Raw genomic sequence first — 18,468 nt, 5'->3', positions numbered from 1 at the left:
AATTGGGCGCCTTCTATGATGGTGCAAAATGTGTAGGGCAAGAGGGAATTGTCAATGCGTTCCTTTACAAACCCTAAAATCATGGCGATTTCAGAGCGCTAGGGGGTGGAATCTGTAGCGTGCGGATCAGGCCGACAAGGACAGCAGCCCGCCCGGCTGGCGTTGAATGCGGCCGTCCAACTCCAGATCGACCAGTGCCGGGCCGATCTCACCGGCTGAGGCGGCGACGTCGCGGATCAGCTGGTCTTCGGCGATAGGAGAAGGTCCGAGGCAGGACAGGATCTGCTGGTGCAGCGAGCCAGAGGGGCGCACGGGTTCCGGCGGGGTTTCCGGCTCGATCGGCGTGAACATTTCGGCTTGCCGCTTTGGCAGGGCTTCGATCACATCGTCGGCAGAGCGGATCAGGGTCGCCCCGTCGCGGATCAGCAGGTTGCACCCGGCGGCACGGGCGTCGAACGGGTGGCCGGGAACGGCCAGAACCTCTCGCCCCTGATCCAGCGCGTCGCGCGCGGTGATCAGGCTGCCGGATTTGGCAGCGGCTTCGACCACCACCACCGCCTGCGCCAAACCCGAAATAATCCTGTTGCGGCGCGGAAAATGCCGGGCCTGAGGGGTGACGCCCATCGGCTGTTCCGACAAGCGCAAGCCGGATTTGGCGATATCATGGGCCAGATCGGTGTTTTCGGCGGGGTAAATGACATCAACCCCTCCGGCCATGACCGCCACCGTCCCGGTTTCCAGTGCGGCCATATGCGCCGCGGTGTCGATGCCGCGGGCAAGCCCCGAAACGATGACGTAGCCGTGCTGCCCAAGATCGCTTGCCAATCCGCGCGCCATCCGCGCGCCGAGCGATGAACAATTGCGCGCGCCGACCATGGCGATGGACGGTTTTTGCAGGATCGACACATCGCCCACGGCCCATACCATAGGCGGCGCGTCGTTTAGATCATTCAAAGCCACGGGAAACTCAGCGGACCCAAGGCACAAAAGCCGCGCATTGGCGGCTTTTGCGGCCTTGAGTTCCGCCTCAATCACGCCGGGCGGGCAAACTTCATACCCTTTTATTCCGGCGGCGCGTGCCATTTCAGGCAGCGCGGCCAGCGCGTTCTGCGCTGAGCCATGTTCCCGCATCAGCCGACGAAATGTCGCCGGACCAACCTTGCGAGAGCGCAACAGACGAAGCCAGGAAAACCGATCCTCTTCCGTGGTGGGTGGGAGTGTGGGGTGATAGGAAGAATGCTGCTCTTCGGTCATCCGTCGCTCCGCCTGATTGCAGAACTGGTTTACGGCTGCAGGGGTTAACAGCGTGTAAATCCCGTCAAATTATTCGGATAATTTTCCTGAAATGAGCTGAAGATCCGTTTAGGCGGCTGAAAACAATAAAGAATAAAACGCCCGGCTGAGGGCTCACCTCAACCGGGCGTTGTGCAATGCGCGCTGGATGGCGGTGCTGGGTTAACCCTAATCGCACCCGATTCTGTGTCAGGCCGCCGATCCGCCAACCGTTAGCCCGTCCATCAGAACCGTTGGCTGGCCGACACCGACAGGCACCCATTGGCCGTCTTTGCCACACGTGCCCATGCCCGGATCAAGCGCCATGTCATTTCCCAGACCCCGGATACGTTTGAGCGCCGATGGCCCGTCACCGATCAGCGTTGCGCCCTTGACCGGTGCACCGATCTTGCCGTTTTCGACCCGATACGCCTCGGTGCAGGAAAACACGAATTTGCCGTTGGTGATGTCGACCTGACCGCCGCCAAATCCCACGGCCCAGATGCCATCCTTGATATCCGCAACCAGCGCGGCCGGGTCGGCATCGCCACCCAGCATCACGGTGTTGGTCATCCGCGGCATGGGTTTATGCGCATAGCTCTGACGCCGCCCATTACCGGTGGGCGCAACACCCATCAGGCGCGCATTCTGGCGGTCCTGCATATAGCCGGTCAGGATGCCATCTTCGATCAGAACGGTGCGCGAACTGGGCGTGCCTTCGTCATCGACAGAGATCGAGCCGCGCCGGTCTGCAATCGTCCCGTCATCCACCACGGTCACCCCTTTCGAGGCGATCTGCTGCCCCATCAGCCCGGCAAAGGCCGAGCTTCCCTTGCGGTTGAAATCGCCTTCCAGCCCATGCCCAATAGCTTCGTGCAGCAGGATACCGGGCCAACCGGGGCCAAGCGCGACCTCCATCACACCCGCAGGGGCAGGGATGGCGTCCAGATTGACCAGAGCGATCCTCAGAGCCTCACGCGCTTTGTCCTGCCAATCGGTGGGGTCGATCAACCCGTCCAGACCGACGCGTCCGCCACCGCCTGCCGAGCCGCTTTCGCGGCGGCCATTCTGCTCGACGATGACCGAGATATTCAGACGGGTCATCGGCCGCACATCGCGGACATGGACACCGTCGGGGCGCAGGATTTCGACCTCTTGCACTGCGGCTGTGATTGTTGCGCTGACCTGCACAACGCGCGGGTCCAGATCACGGGCGAAGGCGTCGATCTCGCGCAGCGTTTCGATTTTGACAGGGAAATCCGCAGATTCGATTGGATCTTCGTCCGTATACAGGCGGGTGTTGGTGGCGCGTGGTGCCTCGGCCAGTGTGCCGCCACCATCGCCCACCGCCAGCCGCGCGGTTTCAGCCGCCCGCTTGAGCGCCCCGATCGAGACATCCGTGGAATGCGCATAGCCAGCCACTTCGCCCTGTACTGCGCGCAGGCCGAATCCTTCGGAGGCGTCGTAGGATGCGGTCTTCAAACGCCCGTCATCAAAGACCAGCGCTTCGGATTTCCGGCGCTCGACGAACAGTTCGCCGTCCTCGGCACCAGCAGTGGCGGACTGCAGAACCGCAAGCGCCTCATCACGGGGAAGGGCGCTTTCAAACGGGCGAAACGGGTCGTTGGGCATCAGTTGGGACCTTTCGAGTTTGATCCAGATCAAAAACAGCGTCTGTTTGACGCAAGCATTTTGCTTTATCTACCCTCCGGAATATGGTTTTTAACGCTGCCAAAGACAACGGGATAGGTGCGACCGATTCACACCTTTTCGCCAGGGACGCAAAGATCAAACGATCAGGACAGAACATGAAGAATGCTTTGATGCTTTCGGGCTTTATGACAGCCCTCTCCAGCCTTCCCGCCATGGCTCAAGAACTTGAGATCATTGGCAAACCGGTTGATGGCGGCATGGGTTTTCAGCCCGCAGCCACCGATCTGGCCACCGGGATTCATCGACTGGACGGAATGATTCTGGTGATCATCACCGCAATCTGTATTTTCGTTGCGGGTCTGCTGATTTACTGCATTGTGCGCTACAACCAGCGCGCCAACCCCACACCGGCACGTTTTTCGCACTACACCCCGGTCGAGATCGCCTGGACCCTGGGCCCAATCCTGATTCTGGTGTTCATCGGGGCTTTCTCGCTGCCGGTTCTGTTCAAACAGCAGGAAATTCCGGAAGGTGACGTTGTCATCAAGGTTGTCGGAAACCAGTGGTACTGGACCTACGAATATGTCGATCACGACTTCGCGTTTGACAGCTACCTGCTGGGTCACCCGGCGACGCTGGACGAAGGCGCGCGCCCTGCGGATGCCGACGTGACCCCGTTCGTGCTGGATGACGCGATGCGGGCAAAGCTGGCGGACGCGGGCTACAGCGATGATGAATGGCTGCTGGCCACCGATACCGCCGTTGTTGTGCCGGTCGGCAAGGTCATCGTGATGCAGGTCACTGCATCGGACGTGATCCATTCCTGGACGATCCCCTCATTCGGGGTGAAGCAGGACGGTGTTCCGGGTCGTCTGGCCGAGCTGTGGTTCCAGGCTGACAAAGAAGGTATCTATTTCGGCCAGTGTTCCGAGCTGTGCGGCAAAGACCATGCCTACATGCCGATCACCGTCAAAGTGGTCAGCCAAGAAGCCTATGACGAATGGCTGCAAGGCGCTCTGGAAGAGTATGCCGGTCAACCTGTGCCGTATCAGGTTGCCTCGAACTAAGCCGGTTTCGGTCTAATTCCAAACATGCTAGCTGCGCGGGTTTCGCGCAGCTTTCGCCCCAAAAGGACCCGACATGAGCGACGCAAGCATCAACGCCAGCACCGTTTCTGCGCAGGCCCGCGCGGACGAGGCCAGCTTTGGCGATTATTTCGCCCTGCTGAAGCCTCGGGTGATGTCATTGGTCGTGTTCACCGCGCTGGTGGGCCTGCTGGCTGCACCGGTGCCGGTGCATCCTGTTGTGGGCTTTTGCGCCATCCTGTTCATCGCCATCGGCGGAGGGGCGTCTGGTGCCCTGAACATGTGGTGGGATGCGGATATCGACCGCGTTATGAAACGCACCAAGAACCGTCCGATTCCAGCCGGCAAGGTACAGGAAGGCGAGGCGCTTTCGCTTGGGCTGGCGCTGTCGGGTCTGTCGGTGATCATGCTTGGCTTGGCGACCAACTGGTTTGCCGGGGCTTTTCTGGGCTTTACCATCTTTTTCTACGTCGTGATCTATACGATGTGGCTCAAGCGGTCGACGCCGCAGAACATCGTGATCGGCGGTGCGGCAGGGGCATTTCCTCCGGTCATCGGATGGGTGGCTGCAACCGGATCTATGTCGATTGAGCCATGGCTGATGTTCGCCCTGACCTTCATGTGGACGCCGCCGCATTTCTGGGCGCTGGCGCTGTTCATGCGCTCGGACTACGACGATGCGGGCGTGCCGATGCTGACCGTGACCCATGGGCGTCGCGCAACCCGCTGGCATATCCTGATCTATACCGGTCTGCTGGCGCTTCTGGCCGTTGGCACCGCATTTTCGGGCATTGGCGGCCCGGTCTATCTGACCGTTGCCGTGGTGATGAACGCCCTGTTCCTGCGCGGTGCTTGGCAGATTTCCCGCCGGACCGAAGACGATTCCGAGGCGGACAATTTCAAGGTTGAACGCAGCTTTTTCAAATTGTCGCTGTTGTACCTCTTCCTGCATTTCGGTGCGATTCTGGTTGAAGCCTTGTTGAAGCCTTACGGGCTGGGAGGCTGGTCATGAGCCTGCGCAAGAGCCACGAGTTGCACGAGCGTCGCTTTAGCCGCAACCTTGGGGTCGGCCTGACACTGGCCGCCTTTATCGTGATCATTTTCGGCCTGACGATTGTAAAGGTTTCGGGCACGAGCCTGGGACAACCCGTGCAGGAGGTGCAAAACTGATGGCTTTGTCCGGTCCGCAGAAGACAGTTGCGCAAACCGTGGGTGTGGTTGTTCTTATGGGCAGCCTCGCGTGGGCGGCGGTGCCGTTTTACGACTGGTTCTGCCGAGTCACGGGCTTTGGCGGCACCACCGGCGTGGCCGAAGCAGCGCCTGAGGATATTCTGGACCGTACCGTGACCGTGCGCTTTGACGCCTCCAAAGCCAAGGATATGGCCTGGGAGTTCAAACCGGTCGAGCGCGAGATGGAAGTGCGCATTGGTGAGACCGGTCTGGCCTTCTATGAGGCGTATAATCCCACAGACCGGCCGATCGCGGGGCAGGCGTCTTATAATGTCGCGCCCTATTCGGCGGGCGGATACTTCCAGAAAATCGCCTGTTTCTGTTTTGAAGAGCAGGTGCTTGAACCCGGCGAACGGGTTCAGATGCCGGTTTCATTCTTCGTCGACCCGGAAATGGTTGACGATCTGGAAGCGAAATATGTTCATACGATCACTCTGTCGTATACATTCTACGAAATTGACCTGCCCGAGGGCTATGCTGCCTTGGATGCGCAGGCTGATACAAACACGAACTAACGCCTTTAGGTGAGGGACGCAGATGGCACACGCTAAAAACCACGATTATCACATTCTGCCACCATCGGTCTGGCCATTGTTCAGCGCAGTGGCCGGTTTTGTGATGCTGTTCGGCGCCGTCCTTTGGATGCACGGCGTAACATCGTTTATGTTCTGGGGGGGCCTTGTTGGCGTCCTGTACTGCATGTTCGCCTGGTGGTCGGACGTGGTGGCCGAAAGCCGCGCCGGGGATCACACGCCGGTTGTCCGCATCGGGTTGCGCTATGGCTTTATCCTGTTCGTGATGTCCGAGGTGATGTTCTTCTTTGCCTGGTTCTGGTCGTTCTTCAAACATCGCATGTATCCGATGTACGACTATGCAGGTACCGAATACATTCAGCCTGACATTCACGCGGTTGACCCGTTTCACCTGCCGCTGATCAACACTCTGGTCCTGTTGCTGTCGGGTTGTGCGATCACCTGGGCGCACCACGCGCTGGTGCATGACAATGACCGCAAAGCGCTGATCAATGGTCTGGCCATCGGTATCGTTCTGGGTATCCTCTTCACTGCGCTGCAGGCCTATGAATATTATGAGCTGCTGGCGCATGAAGGCTGGGAATTCGGTGGCGACCAGTTCTATTCGAACTTCTTCATGGCGACGGGTTTCCATGGTGCCCACGTGATCATCGGGACGATCTTTCTGACTGTCTGCCTGATCCGGGCCTTACGCGGGGACTTTACGCCCGAGAAGCATGTCGGTTTTGAAGCGGCCGCCTGGTACTGGCACTTTGTGGACGTGGTCTGGCTGTTCCTGTTCTTCGCGGTCTACATCTGGGGTCAGGCCCCGCTGTTCTGAGCCGGTCAGAGGATCCAAATGCAAAAGCCGCCCTTGGGGCGGCTTTTTCTCTATTTGGGCGCAAGATTGCGCCCGATACAATTGCGTGGTTGCATTCTCGACCGCTCCGCCCTTAACAAGACGCCGGTTTCTGCAACAAGGTTTCACCAGACTATGCGTCGCATTCTGTTCCTGCTGATCTTTGGGCTCGCCGGTTTGGGCGTGCTGCTGTCACTGGGCGTCTGGCAGGTGCAGCGGCTGGCCTGGAAAGAAGGTATTCTTGCCGAGATCGACGCCCGTATCACCGCAGACCCCGTGAGCTTGCCGCAGACCCCATCCGAGGAGGCAGACAAGTATCTGCCCGTCACGATCTCGGGCGACATGGAGCCGGGGGAGATCCATGTGCTGGTTTCTGTCAAACAGGTTGGGGCAGGGTATCGGATCATTCAAGCGTTTAGCACTGATGACCGGACCATTCTGGTGGATCGGGGATTTGTGCCGACCACCGCAAAGCAAACGGATCGCTTGATTGGCCCGATGGAGGTCACGGGAAATCTGCACTGGCCGGATGAGATCGACAGCTACACCCCCGAGGCGGATATCGACGCGAACATCTGGTTTGCACGCGATGTGCCCAATCTGGCTGCCGCGCTGGGGACAGAGCCTGTCTTGTTAATCGCGCGTTCGCAAACCGACACTGGCATTACGCCATTGCCCGTCGATACGGCGGGCATTCCCAACGATCATCTGCAATACGCAATCACATGGTTTGGTCTGGCTCTGGTCTGGGCCGCAATGACCGGTTATTTCCTGTGGCGCAACCGCGCCCCTGCACAGAGTGAAGAGCAATGAAATACATCTCGACCCGTGGCCAAGCGCCTGAACTGACCTTTGAAGAGGCGATGCTGACGGGCCTTGCCCGCGACGGCGGCTTGTACCTGCCCGCCGAGATCCCGGTGATGAGCCATGATGAGATCGCCGCGCTGGCCGGTCTGTCCTATGAAGAGATCGCATTCCGCGTGATGTGGCCCTATGTCAGCGGTTCATTCACCGAAGATGAGTTCAAGGATATCATTGCCCGCGCCTATGCAGGGTTCGGCCACGACGCCCGTGCGCCATTGAAGCAGTTGAACGAGAACCACTTCTTGCTGGAGTTGTTCCACGGTCCGACATTGGCATTCAAGGACTTTGCAATGCAGCTGATTGGCCAGTTGTTTCAGGTGGCCCTGAAACGGCGTGGGGATCGCGTAACCATCGTGGGCGCGACCAGTGGGGATACAGGTTCGGCCGCAATCGAAGCATTCCGAGGACTGGACGCGGTGGATGTGTTCATTCTGTTCCCCCATGGCCGTGTGTCCGAGGTGCAGCGCCGCCAGATGACCACGCCGGCCGACAGCAATGTGCACTCGCTCGCTGTGGATGGCGATTTTGACGATTGTCAGGCCGCGCTGAAGGATATGTTCAACGATTTCGATTTTCGTGACGGGGTGAAACTGGCCGGAGTGAACTCGATCAACTTCGCACGGGTGCTGGCGCAGATCGTGTACTATTTCTCGGCGGCTGTTAGTGCTGGTGCACCGCATCGCAAGGTCAGCTTTACCGTGCCGACCGGCAACTTTGGCGATATCTTCGCGGGCTATCTGGCCAAGCGTATGGGTTTGCCCATCGACCGTCTGGTTGTCGCGACCAACCAAAACGACATTCTGCATCGTTGCCTCTCGGGCGAGGGGTACTTCAAGGGCGATACAATCCCGTCGATCAGCCCGTCGATGGATATTCAGGTCAGCTCGAACTTTGAGCGTGCGCTGTACTATGCCTATGGCGAGGATGGCAGCGCCGTCGCGCAGTTGATGGATGAGCTGAAGACAGGCGGATTCAACGTGAGCCAAGGCGCGATGGAAGCCCTGCGCGAAAGCTTTGACTCGGGCCGGGTGTCCGAGGATGAAACGCTGGAGACGATCAAACACACGCTGGCCCACAGTGCGGAACTGGTCTGCCCGCACACTGCTATCGGTATCAAGGTGGGCGAAGACCATCGTGCCGCAGACGTGCCGATGATCACGTTGGCCACTGCGCATCCGGCGAAATTCCCGGCGGCGGTTGAGAAGGCGAGCGGGGAACATCCGCCTCTTCCATCCCGCATGTCTGATCTGTATGAACGTCCGGAACGGGTGACACGGATTGCCAATGATCTGGGCGCCCTTGAGGATCATATCAAAGGGCATATCGCCGAGTGACTGTCAGACAAGACCAGCTGAAGAACGGATTTCGGATCGTCAGTGAGAACATACCGGGGCTGCAATCTGCGGCCATCGGCATCTGGGTGACCGCGGGTGCGCGGAACGAGCGGATCGAACAGAACGGCATCGCGCATTTTCTTGAACACATGGCGTTCAAGGGAACCGAGCGGCGATCCGCGCTGCAAATCGCCGAAGCGATTGAGGATGTGGGCGGGTATATCAACGCCTACACATCGCGCGAGGTGACGGCCTATTACGCGCGCGTTTTGAAAGACGACGTGGCGTTGGCGATGGATGTCATCGGCGACATCGTTCTGAACCCGATTTTCGACCCGCGCGAGATCGAAGTTGAGCGTGGCGTGATCCTGCAGGAAATCGGTCAGGCCTATGACACGCCCGACGACGTGATCTTTGACTGGCTGCAAGAGCAGAGCTATCACGACCAGCCCCTGGGCCGCACCATTCTGGGACCGTCTGAGCGGGTCAGCGCGTTTTCGCGCGAAGACCTGTCGGGTTTCGTGGCTGAGCATTATGGGCCCGAGCAGATGATCCTGTCGGCGGCGGGGGCCGTGGATCATGATGCGCTGATGAAAATGGCCGAAGAGATGTTTGGTCATCTGCAACCGCGCAAAGGTTTGATTGCCGAAGCCGCGAAATTCACCGGCGGTGAAGCGCGGCAGGAGAAGGACCTCGAACAGGCCCATTTCGCGCTGGCGCTGGAAAGCCCGGGCTATCGCGACGATGCGATCTATACGGCTCAGATCTATTCCACCGCTTTGGGCGGCGGTATGTCTTCGCGCCTGTTTCAGGAAGTGCGCGAGACGCGCGGGCTCTGCTATACGATCTTTGCGCAGACCGGAGCCTATGCGGATACCGGAACGACGACGATCTACGCCGGAACGTCGGCGGATCAGGTGGGCGAATTGGCCGCGATTACCATCGATGAGATGAAGCGTGCTGCTGAGGATATGGGCCCTGAAGAGGTCGCCCGCGCCCGCGCGCAGATGAAGGCCGGGATGCTGATGGGGCTGGAAAGTCCGTCGAACCGGGCGGAACGGCTGGCGCGGCTGGTGCAGATTTGGGGCAGGGTGCCCTCGCTTGAGGACACGGTCGCCAAGATCGATGCAGTCAGCACAAAGGACGTGCGCGCCTTTGCCGAGACGATGGCGGTGCAGGCCCCGGCGGCGCTGGCGCTTTATGGTCCGGTCTCGGGTGCGCCCACATTGGCGACACTACAGGAGAGGCGCGCGGCGTGATGCTTTTGGGCCGACGCAAGCTGAAACTTGAAACAGCGCGCCTCAGCCTGCGCCCGCCCGTTCATTCCGATTTCAACGACTGGGCGGCGCTGCGGCGGGCCTCGAAAGAGTTTCTGACCCCGTGGGAGCCGATCTGGGCCAAGGATCACTTAAGCCGCAAGTCTTTCACCAACCGTGTCTATTGGGCGCAGCGATCCGTGGCGAGCGGCACGGCGATCCCGTTGTTCCTGTTCCGGCGCGAGGATGATGTGCTGGTGGGGGCGATCACCCTGGACAATATCCGGCGCGGTCCGGCACAGGCCGGGACGCTGGGCTATTGGACCGGTCAGGCCTATGCCCGCAACGGCTATATGCGCGAGGCGATTGGCGCTGTTGTGCATCATGCCTTCACCCGTCTGGACCTGAGCCGGATCGAGGCCGCGTGTTTGCCCGAAAACACGCCCTCACGCGGGTTGTTGGAGCGGTCGGCGTTCAAATATGAGGGCGTGGCGCAATCCTATTTGCAGATCAACGGGCGGTGGCGGACGCATGTTCTGTATGCGTGTCTGCGGTCTGACCGGCGCGGTAAGACCGACGCGGGGTAGTGTGACCCTGCGGGTCATCGGGGCTCTGCCCCAAACCCCGGGATATTTAAGGCCAGATGAACTAGGGGCATGACTTGGCCCGCGTCTGCGCTAATATCAGGTCATGCGCTGGTTGGTTGCGGCATTGATGATGATTTCGGGCGGGGCTGCGGCGCAGGAGCGGCGGCCGAGCCATTGTATTGCCATCGCGGATGCAGCGCCCGGGATTGAGTATCTGCACAAAGCGGCCTGGAATGATCCGGTGCCCGAGTTCTCGGTGCGGATCAGTTACGTTGCCCATGCGTCCTTCCTGATCCAGACGCAGGGCGGTTTGAATGCAGTTACGGATTTCACCGGGTTTATCGGCGGCGCGGATCTGATCCCCGATGTCGTGACCATGAACCACGCCCACAGCACCCATTGGACCGCACATCCTGACCCGGCCATTCCCCATGTTCTGCCTGGCTGGGGCGAGTTCGGGCAGGGGATCGACCATCATCTGGACCTTGGTGAAATGCTGGTGCGCAATGTCTCGACCGATATCCGGTCGGTCTATGGCGGAGTGGAAGAGCGCGGCAATTCGATCTTTGTGTTTGAGATCGAAGGGTTGTGCATCGGCCATCTGGGCCATTTGCACCATGTACCCTCAGATGAGCAATTCGCTGCGCTGGGGCGTCTTGATGTGGTGATGGCGGCGGTGGATGGGGGCACGACCATGCCGTTGCCCGACATGATCGAGGTGCTGAAACGGCTCAAAAGCTCGGTCATTATCCCGATGCACTGGTTCTCGGGCTTTTCGCTGGATCGGTTTCTGGTCGATATCCGGGATGAGTTTCCGGTTGAGCGGAATGGAGTTTCCGAGTTGACTGTGTCGCTGCGTACGTTGCCCGACAGGCCCACGGTGGTGGTTCTTGAGCCGCGTTATCTCATTGATTTGGAATAAGGCTTGTGGTGGCCCGGTTGCTTGGGCAAGGAATGGGTATGACACTGAATTCCGCAGATGAAGCCCTTGCCGACCTGATCCGCTCTCAACTGGGTGACGATATTTTGCGTCCTGTGACAGAGCGCTATCTGGAAGAACCGCGTCGTCGCTTTGCCGGGCAGGTGGGCCTGCTGGCCCTGCCACGCTCGGTCCAGGACGTGTCTGCGTTGGTTCGGCTGGCGGCGACGGCACGGGTGCCGGTTGTGCCTTATGGCGGTGGTACCGGATTGGTAGGCGGGCAGGTGATGCCCGAAGGGCCTGCGCCGCTGTTGATCTCAATGGAGCGGATGAGCGCGATCCGGGCAGTGTATCCAACCGAAAACATCCTGATTGCCGAAGCCGGCGCCATTCTGGCCGATGTGCAGGATGCGGCGGACGCGGCGGATCGACTGTTCCCGTTGGCGTTGGCCGCCCAAGGGTCGTGCCGGATTGGCGGCAACCTTGCGACCAATGCCGGGGGCGTCAACGTTTTGCGCTATGGTAATGCGCGTGATCTGTGTCTGGGGCTTGAGGCGGTGCTGCCCAGTGGTGAGATTTGGCATGGCCTTAGCCGGTTGCGCAAGGACAACACCGGTTATGACCTGCGCAATTTGCTGATCGGGGCCGAGGGTACGTTGGGGATTATCACGGCGGCGTCTTTGATGCTGTTTCCACGTCCCGCAGCGGTTGGGTCCGCAATGATTCAGGTCGCCTCGCCCGAGGCCGCGATTGATCTGCTGGCGCTGGCGCGGGATCAGTTGGGCGACGCGGTCAGTACGTTCGAACTGATCCACAGGCAGGGGCTGCAATTCCTGACCGAAGTCCTGCCGGAGGTACGTCAGCCTTTTGCCGCGCAGCCGGAATGGTGCGTGTTGATCGAACTGGGATTGTTCGCGGGGCAGGCGCCGTCCGAGGCGCTGGAAGCGCTCTATGCGGCGGCGGATGGTCTGGTGGGGGACGCCGTCATCGCGCAGAACGAGGCGCAGCGGGCCGAGCTTTGGGCCGTGCGCGAAAACATACCCGAGGCGAACCGGCTGATCGGATCGGTGTCCAGCCACGACATTTCTGTTCCGATTACAGAGATTCCCGCATTCATTGTGAAAGGTGCCGATGTGATCGGGGCACTGGGGCCGTTCCGCATCAACTGTTTCGGGCATTTGGGGGACGGCAATCTACACTATAACGTTTTCCCTCCGACAGGCCGTGACCGATCTGAATTTGATAACCAGCGGCAGGCCGTCAAAGAGGTGGTGCATGATTTGGTGCACGCCTTTGGCGGATCTGTCAGCGCAGAGCATGGCGTCGGACGGCTGAAAACCGGTGATCTTGAGAAATATGGGGATGGGACCAAATTGACGGCCATGCGCGCCATCAAGACGGCGCTTGATCCGCTGGGAATTATGAACCCCGGCGCGGTTCTGCGATAGAGGGCGCGGCCCGGGTCGAACCCAGCCGCGCCAGAGGGTTTACGAACCCGGCAGGATGACCTTGTCGATCACGTGGATCACACCGTTCGACGTTTCAATATCGGCCTGAACGACATTTGCGTCATTCACCATAACGCCGTTGTCCAGATCGATAGTTATGTCTCCGCCCTGAACAGTGGCGGCTGTCATATCGTCCGACAGATCACCCGACATCACTTTGCCCGGCACCACGTGGTAGGTCAGAACGGCGACCAATTGGTCCTTGTTCTCGGGCTTCAGCAGCGTCTCAACCGTGCCTTCCGGCAGGGCAGCAAAGGCCTCGTCTGTGGGGGCGAATACGGTGAAGGGGCCTTCGCCCTTCAGGGTATCGACCAGCTCAGCTGCCTGAACAGCCGCGACCAGGGTTTCAAAGCTGCCCGCGCCCACGGCGGTGTCGACGATATCTTTGGAGTGACCGTCGGCATAGGCAGAGGTGCTCAGGATCAGACCAGCCACACCGGCGAAAGCAAATTTGCGAAACATGATAGAGTTCCCTTGTTGGAATGTCTCAAATGACATCACCGGGGGTACGCCGTATCCACGCAACAAGATCACTGAATACGTCTATGAAATCTACTTGACCGCAGGCCGAGTGGCGCTAAGTCAGCGCCACCTGAGATTTCCACTCACATTTTTGTGACTGAATGGAGCTCAGAGCCCCTCGAATTCGCACAGAACTTGCACGTCCATGCCCATATCTTCCAGCACCTTTCGCCCACCCAGCTCAGGCAGGTCGATGATGAAAGAACATGACACGATCTCGCCGCCCAGACGTTCGATCAGCTTGATCCCGGCGGCAGCGGTGCCGCCGGTTGCCAGCAGGTCATCGACCACCAGAATTTTCTCGCCGGGTTGAATGGCGTCGTCGTGGATTTCGACGATCGCCTCGCCATATTCCAGTTTGTAATCCTGGCTGATGGTGGTGCCGGGCAGCTTGCCCTTTTTGCGGATGGGAACAAAGCCAACGCTCAACTGATGGGCGATGGCCCCGCCCAGAATAAAGCCGCGCGCCTCAAGCCCGACAACCTTGTCGATCCGTTCGCCCGCATAGGGGTGCAGCATCTGGTCGATCGCCATGCGAAACCCGCGCGGGTCGGCAAACAGGGTTGTGACGTCCCGAAACATGATCCCTTCGTGCGGGAAATCAACGATGGTGCGGATGTAATCCTTGACCGATTTGTTTCTGGACATGGCTGGCCCCTCTGGCGTCAAAATACGCTGGGCTGTTTGGCCCATTGGGGTCAGTCATGCAAGGATTGATTGGTCAGCCTTATTTGTGACGGCCCGTAATCGCGTTCGGCAGGCTCTTGTAGCGGTACAGCGCGGCGGGCAACCACGACAGGTGGGGTTTGCGCCAATTGCGCTGGTCTCGCAAAAGAAATGCCTGAGCAGTATGAAGGTTCATTGCCATATTCCTTTTTTATTGTTAGGTGCTCGATACCTACAATTTCTATGCTATGTATATACAATGAATAGCTGGCGGAATCAAGTGTTCGACGAGGAAAAACAACGTGGCAAAGAAAGACGGCAAGGGTTCCACCAAGAAAAACAGTCAGTTGGTCCTGCGTCTGGACAAGGATGAGCGCGACGCTTTTGTCGAGCTGTGCAAAGAGCTGGACACATCCGCCGCGCGCGAAATTCGTCGCTTTATCCGCAGTTTCATGAAAGAAAACGCCGAGGACTGATCTTTAGGCCGGGCGGCGCAGCACGGCCGTTGCGATGCCCATACCGATCAGGCTCAACCCTCCGAACCGGGTCAGGTTCGTGATGACATTGGGGCGTCCGATCATGCGACGCAGCTTGTCCGCCAAAAGTGCATAGGCCAGCGCGTTCAGCCAGGCGAGGCCGACGAAGGTTGCGATCAGGATCACAAATTGCGGCCCCAGCGGTTCCGCAGGGCGCAGGAATTGCGGCACAAAGGCGATAAAGAACGCGATGGATTTGGGGTTCAGGGCGGTGACGGCTGCGGCGTGGCCAAACACGCCTCGGGCGGTGACGTTGCGCCCGGTCTCGACGGTTTGCAACCCGCCCGACGGCGCGCTGCGCAGCAATTTGATGCCCAACCAGATCAGATAGGCCGCGCCCGCCCATTTCAGCACTGAAAACAGCGTGGCCGAGGCCAGCACCAACGCACCAAGCCCCAAAAGCGAGGCTGTCATGGCCACCAGATCCCCCGCTGCGACCCCTGTGGCGGATGCAACCGCAACACTGCGGCCTTTGGACAAGGCATAGCTGAGAACCAGCAGAACGGTGGGGCCGGGGACAAGAAGCAGGGCGGTGGATGCGACCACGAAGGTTAGCCAAAGATCAAGGGACATGTGCGATCCTGTGTTGCGATCTGCCCACCAAGCCTTGGCGCGCGCCTCAGGTCAAGCCTTTCCCGGCTCGGTCACGCGGCGCATTGCGGCCTCAAGCGGGCCGCGTTTGAACCGCCGCGCCCACAGCAGGGCAAACCCCGAGGACAAGGCGCAGAACAGCAGGGCATATCCAACAATCTGCGGCGCGCTGAGCGTGCCATCCAGCAGACCCATTTCCTCAAGCACGCCCATCCCGATCAGGATATGCGCCATATAGAGCGTCAGGCTTTGACGCCCCGGTGCCGTCAGGATCGGACCAATGCGCAGGTTCGCAATTTTGGGCCATAGTTTCAGCAGCAGACCGATCACCACGCAGGACGATCCGGTTCCGGCCAGAATATAGAACGGCCCCGGTGGGATGGACTCGGTGCCCAAATAGGCCGCCAGTTCAGGGTTCGCGACCAGCATTGCGGGGAACAGGGCCAGAACCGCCGCACCGTACCCCCACATGATCAACCGGTGCTGAATGCAGATCGTGTGCAGCTCGGACCGGCCGATGGCCATGCCAATCAGCAGGAAGGCGGCCCAGGGCAGGACCGGGTGCCAGCCGTTGAAAAGGGCATTGCGCAGAAACCCGGGCAAGGTCCACAGGTCGGTATAGGTCAGGGTGGCCCAATCCCACCCCCGGTCATAGTCAAAGACTAGGTTTGCCAGAACGGACAACACGACAATCCCCAGCGCGCCCAGCCACAGCCCGCGCGTGGGGGCTGTCAGAAAGGCGGCCCCAATGACGAAATAGAGCGCATAGAAATGCAGGATGTCGGCGTCGAAAACGGACATGTTGATCAGGCCAAGCACAAACAGAAATGCCGCGCGGCGCAGCAAAATCCCGGCTTGGATATTGGACAAACCTATGCCAATGCCCGCTAGGATCACGAACAGCGCCGCCGCCCGTCCTTCTAACGCGTCCACCAGAACCGACGCCCAGTCATGCCCCGGCGCAACCTGTGCGGCGATGCGGAAGTTCACCAGCACCATTCCGCAGAATGCCAAATACCGCGCGGCGTCCAATGCGTGCAAACGTTTCATCTCGGTCCTTTGTCTTTGCGGCGTGATGCCCCAGATTTGTGGCGCAAATACGGTTCGATGTTTGGTTTTGAGTAAATAATCCGAGAGGCGGGGACTCACCGCCTCGGGCGTTGCTGCAAACAGAAGTTAAAGATTGAGTGAAGAGCGATTCATCTTGCTTGAATCGCAGCCCAAAGCGCCCAAACTGAGATAAATTCACAGGATTGGAGGCACGTGTGACGCAGTCGCATCCCGATTATTCCAAGGTATTCGAACAAATGAACAAGCCCGAGCCAAAATCCGGGCGCACGCGACGTGTGCTTGTCCTGTTGATCCTGATCGGTGCGGTGTTTTACGCGGGCATCCTGGGGTACATGTACGTCAATCAGGACAATCTGCTGTATAAACCGTCCGGCGCGCTGCCGGACCCTACGGCAGTTGGGCTGGCCGATGTTGAGGTGATCTCGATCCCGATGTCGGATGGGGTTGTCCTGACGGCGTGGTCTGCGCCCGCCGCGACCGAAGGCGCGCCAACCGTTCTGTTCTTTCACGGCCAAAGCGGCAATCTGGGGGATCGCGCGGATCGGATACGTGAAATACTCAACAGCGGCTATGGCCTGCTGGCGCCCAGCTATCGCGGCTTTCCCGGTAGTCAGGGCGAGCCGTCAGAACTGGCGTTGATCTCGGATGGGATCGCGTTGTTCGACCGTCTGGACGGCGAAGGCGCGGATGTCGTCCTGCATGGTCAGAGCCTGGGCACCGGTATTGCAGCCGCCGTCGCTCAGGAACGCCCGAACGCGCAGCTATTGGTTCTTGAAGCCCCGTTTACCGCCACTGTCGATGTGGCCTCAGAGCGCTATCCGTTTCTGCCCGTCTCAACCCTGATGAGGGACCAGTTTGCCACGCGCGATGTGATTGACTCGATTACCGTGCCCATCCTGATCTTCCACGGCACCGAGGATCAAGTGGTTCCGCTGCACCACGGTCAGGCGCTGGCGGCAAAGGCGGGTGAGAACGCCCAGCTTTACGTCGCGCAGGGCGGAACCCACAACGATCTATGGACGCATGGGTTGTGGGATCAGGTGCACAGCACGCTGACGCAATAGCCGGGTCACAAAACCCGGCCCGCAACCGCATCCAGCTTGGCCAGCAGTGCCGGGTCGCGTTTTTCCGGCGCGGTCAGGATCGCGTACTCCAAGGCCCGATCGCAGCCATGTTGGCAGGGCGCGCGGTCAGGGCCCAACAGGGCGGGCAGACCTTTGACCAGCGCGCGGCCTTTCTCGGCATTGCCTGTGAGGGTGGCGATGATGGCACTTACGTCGACCTCTCCGTGATCGGGATGCCAGCTGTCATAATCGGTGACCATCGCGATTGAGGCATAGCAAAGCTCTGCCTCACGGGCGAGTTTCGCCTCGGGCATGTTGGTCATGCCAATCACGTCGCAGCCCCATTGTTCGCGATACATTTTCGATTCCGCGAGGGTCGAGAATTGTGGCCCCTCCATCGCCAGATATGTGCCGCCGCGATGTATGGTGACACCTGCGGCTTTGCCCGCAGCCTCGCACGCGTCTGACAGGCGCGGGCAGGTGGGATGCGCCACGCTGACATGGGCCACGCAGCCGGTGCCGAAAAAGCTTTTCTCGCGCGCAAAGGTCCGGTCGATGAACTGGTCGACGATTACGAAATCGCCCGGTGCCATATGTTCGCGGAACGAACCGCAGGCAGAGACCGAGATCACATCCGTGACCCCCAACCGCTTGAGCGCATCGATATTGGCGCGATAGGGAACCTCGGTCGGGGAATGCACGTGCCCGCGCCCGTGGCGGGGCAGAAAGGCCATGTCGACGCCGCCCAGTGATCCGGTCAGAATCTGGTCCGAGGGTCGGCCCCACGGCGTTTCCACGGTGACCCATTCCGAATTCTCCAGCCCGTCAATGTCATAGATGCCTGATCCGCCGATGATGGCAATTCTGGTCTGGGTCACGGGACGTCTCCGATTTCTGGTGGCTGGTCAGAGATTTGTGCGCCGCGATCTGCGGTTTGGC

At 59.7% G+C, this 18,468-nt stretch carries 21 protein-coding genes; 13 read left to right on the top strand and 8 right to left on the bottom strand.

The window, feature by feature from the left end; translation table 11 throughout:
* Nucleotides 1-126 precede the first annotated feature (126 nt).
* Both dprA and tldD read right to left on the bottom strand, forming a co-directional pair.
* A complete protein-coding gene (dprA, locus tag ACR0J5_RS09260; RefSeq protein ID WP_480652567.1) occupies nucleotides 127-1,254 on the bottom strand; it encodes a DNA-processing protein DprA in 1,128 nt (375 codons plus the stop codon).
* Nucleotides 1,255-1,482: 228 nt separating this feature from the next.
* Nucleotides 1,483-2,904 (bottom strand): metalloprotease TldD, encoded by a 1,422-nt coding sequence (tldD, locus tag ACR0J5_RS09255; protein WP_480652565.1) that lies wholly within the window; start codon nucleotides 2,902-2,904, stop codon nucleotides 1,483-1,485.
* A gap of 176 nt (nucleotides 2,905-3,080) precedes the next feature.
* Between tldD and coxB the strand changes: the two genes are divergently transcribed.
* From coxB to ACR0J5_RS09200, 11 genes are all read left to right on the top strand, one after another.
* On the top strand, nucleotides 3,081-3,992 hold the full coding sequence (gene coxB, locus ACR0J5_RS09250; protein WP_480652563.1) for a cytochrome c oxidase subunit II: 912 nt from the start codon (nucleotides 3,081-3,083) through the stop codon (nucleotides 3,990-3,992).
* A gap of 73 nt (nucleotides 3,993-4,065) precedes the next feature.
* A complete protein-coding gene (cyoE, locus tag ACR0J5_RS09245) occupies nucleotides 4,066-5,022 on the top strand; it encodes a heme o synthase (protein ID WP_480652561.1) in 957 nt (318 codons plus the stop codon).
* Nucleotides 5,019-5,180 (top strand): hypothetical protein, encoded by a 162-nt coding sequence (locus tag ACR0J5_RS09240; RefSeq protein ID WP_480652559.1) that lies wholly within the window; start codon nucleotides 5,019-5,021, stop codon nucleotides 5,178-5,180. Before cyoE ends, ACR0J5_RS09240 begins: the two co-directional genes overlap by 4 nt.
* Complete coding sequence (locus ACR0J5_RS09235) at nucleotides 5,180-5,755, top strand: cytochrome c oxidase assembly protein (protein ID WP_480652557.1); 576 nt, start codon at nucleotides 5,180-5,182, stop codon at nucleotides 5,753-5,755. The genes ACR0J5_RS09240 and ACR0J5_RS09235 overlap by 1 nt, the downstream gene beginning before the upstream one ends.
* Nucleotides 5,756-5,777: 22 nt before the next feature.
* The gene (locus ACR0J5_RS09230) at nucleotides 5,778-6,593 is read left to right on the top strand and encodes a cytochrome c oxidase subunit 3 (RefSeq protein ID WP_480652555.1); all 816 of its coding nucleotides are present in this window, start codon (nucleotides 5,778-5,780) and stop codon (nucleotides 6,591-6,593) included.
* A gap of 153 nt (nucleotides 6,594-6,746) precedes the next feature.
* Nucleotides 6,747-7,424: an SURF1 family protein gene (locus ACR0J5_RS09225; protein WP_480652553.1), complete on the top strand. Its 678-nt coding sequence runs from the start codon at nucleotides 6,747-6,749 to the stop codon at nucleotides 7,422-7,424.
* Nucleotides 7,421-8,809, top strand: a complete 1,389-nt coding sequence (thrC, locus tag ACR0J5_RS09220; RefSeq protein WP_480652551.1) for a threonine synthase — start codon at nucleotides 7,421-7,423, stop codon at nucleotides 8,807-8,809. Before ACR0J5_RS09225 ends, thrC begins: the two co-directional genes overlap by 4 nt.
* On the top strand, nucleotides 8,806-10,068 hold the full coding sequence (locus tag ACR0J5_RS09215; RefSeq protein ID WP_480652549.1) for a M16 family metallopeptidase: 1,263 nt from the start codon (nucleotides 8,806-8,808) through the stop codon (nucleotides 10,066-10,068). The genes thrC and ACR0J5_RS09215 overlap by 4 nt, the downstream gene beginning before the upstream one ends.
* Nucleotides 10,068-10,652: a GNAT family N-acetyltransferase gene (locus ACR0J5_RS09210; protein ID WP_480652547.1), complete on the top strand. Its 585-nt coding sequence runs from the start codon at nucleotides 10,068-10,070 to the stop codon at nucleotides 10,650-10,652. Before ACR0J5_RS09215 ends, ACR0J5_RS09210 begins: the two co-directional genes overlap by 1 nt.
* A gap of 103 nt (nucleotides 10,653-10,755) precedes the next feature.
* Nucleotides 10,756-11,574 carry an MBL fold metallo-hydrolase gene (locus ACR0J5_RS09205; RefSeq protein WP_480652545.1) on the top strand — a complete coding sequence of 273 codons (819 nt, stop codon included), beginning with the start codon at nucleotides 10,756-10,758 and terminating at the stop codon, nucleotides 11,572-11,574.
* Nucleotides 11,575-11,612: 38 nt separating this feature from the next.
* Nucleotides 11,613-13,019, top strand: coding sequence for an FAD-binding oxidoreductase (locus ACR0J5_RS09200; RefSeq protein ID WP_480652543.1), 1,407 nt, complete (start codon nucleotides 11,613-11,615; stop codon nucleotides 13,017-13,019).
* Between the two features lie 39 nt (nucleotides 13,020-13,058).
* Here ACR0J5_RS09200 and ACR0J5_RS09195 read toward each other — a convergent pair whose 3' ends face one another.
* The 3 genes from ACR0J5_RS09195 to ACR0J5_RS09185 all read right to left on the bottom strand — a co-directional run bounded on the left by ACR0J5_RS09195 (nucleotide 13,059) and on the right by ACR0J5_RS09185 (nucleotide 14,463).
* Nucleotides 13,059-13,541, bottom strand: a complete 483-nt coding sequence (locus ACR0J5_RS09195; protein WP_480652541.1) for a fasciclin domain-containing protein — start codon at nucleotides 13,539-13,541, stop codon at nucleotides 13,059-13,061.
* 168 nt (nucleotides 13,542-13,709) lie between these two features.
* Entirely contained in the window at nucleotides 13,710-14,249 is a 540-nt protein-coding gene (locus ACR0J5_RS09190) for an adenine phosphoribosyltransferase (RefSeq protein WP_239336031.1), read from the bottom strand.
* Nucleotides 14,250-14,328: 79 nt separating this feature from the next.
* Nucleotides 14,329-14,463 (bottom strand): hypothetical protein, encoded by a 135-nt coding sequence (locus ACR0J5_RS09185; RefSeq protein ID WP_480652538.1) that lies wholly within the window; start codon nucleotides 14,461-14,463, stop codon nucleotides 14,329-14,331.
* Nucleotides 14,464-14,569: 106 nt separating this feature from the next.
* Here ACR0J5_RS09185 and ACR0J5_RS09180 point away from each other — a divergent pair, with 106 nt between their 5' ends.
* Complete coding sequence (locus ACR0J5_RS09180; RefSeq protein ID WP_480652536.1) at nucleotides 14,570-14,743, top strand: hypothetical protein; 174 nt, start codon at nucleotides 14,570-14,572, stop codon at nucleotides 14,741-14,743.
* Nucleotides 14,744-14,746: 3 nt separating this feature from the next.
* Here the strand turns inward: ACR0J5_RS09180 and ACR0J5_RS09175 are convergent, their stop codons facing one another.
* Nucleotides 14,747-15,376: a LysE family translocator gene (locus ACR0J5_RS09175; protein ID WP_480652534.1), complete on the bottom strand. Its 630-nt coding sequence runs from the start codon at nucleotides 15,374-15,376 to the stop codon at nucleotides 14,747-14,749.
* A 51-nt stretch (nucleotides 15,377-15,427) separates the two neighbouring features.
* The gene (locus tag ACR0J5_RS09170) at nucleotides 15,428-16,444 is read right to left on the bottom strand and encodes a DUF418 domain-containing protein (protein WP_480652532.1); all 1,017 of its coding nucleotides are present in this window, start codon (nucleotides 16,442-16,444) and stop codon (nucleotides 15,428-15,430) included.
* A 215-nt stretch (nucleotides 16,445-16,659) separates the two neighbouring features.
* Between ACR0J5_RS09170 and ACR0J5_RS09165 the strand changes: the two genes are divergently transcribed.
* Nucleotides 16,660-17,529 carry an alpha/beta hydrolase gene (locus ACR0J5_RS09165; protein ID WP_480652530.1) on the top strand — a complete coding sequence of 290 codons (870 nt, stop codon included), beginning with the start codon at nucleotides 16,660-16,662 and terminating at the stop codon, nucleotides 17,527-17,529.
* Nucleotides 17,530-17,534: 5 nt separating this feature from the next.
* Here ACR0J5_RS09165 and ACR0J5_RS09160 read toward each other — a convergent pair whose 3' ends face one another.
* Nucleotides 17,535-18,407 carry an S-methyl-5'-thioadenosine phosphorylase gene (locus ACR0J5_RS09160; RefSeq protein ID WP_480652528.1) on the bottom strand — a complete coding sequence of 291 codons (873 nt, stop codon included), beginning with the start codon at nucleotides 18,405-18,407 and terminating at the stop codon, nucleotides 17,535-17,537.
* Between the last annotated feature and the right edge of the window lie 61 nt (nucleotides 18,408-18,468).

This window comes from Ruegeria sp. BE1 (assembly GCF_056538885.1).
This window is presented reverse-complemented; position numbering and strand designations above follow the sequence as displayed.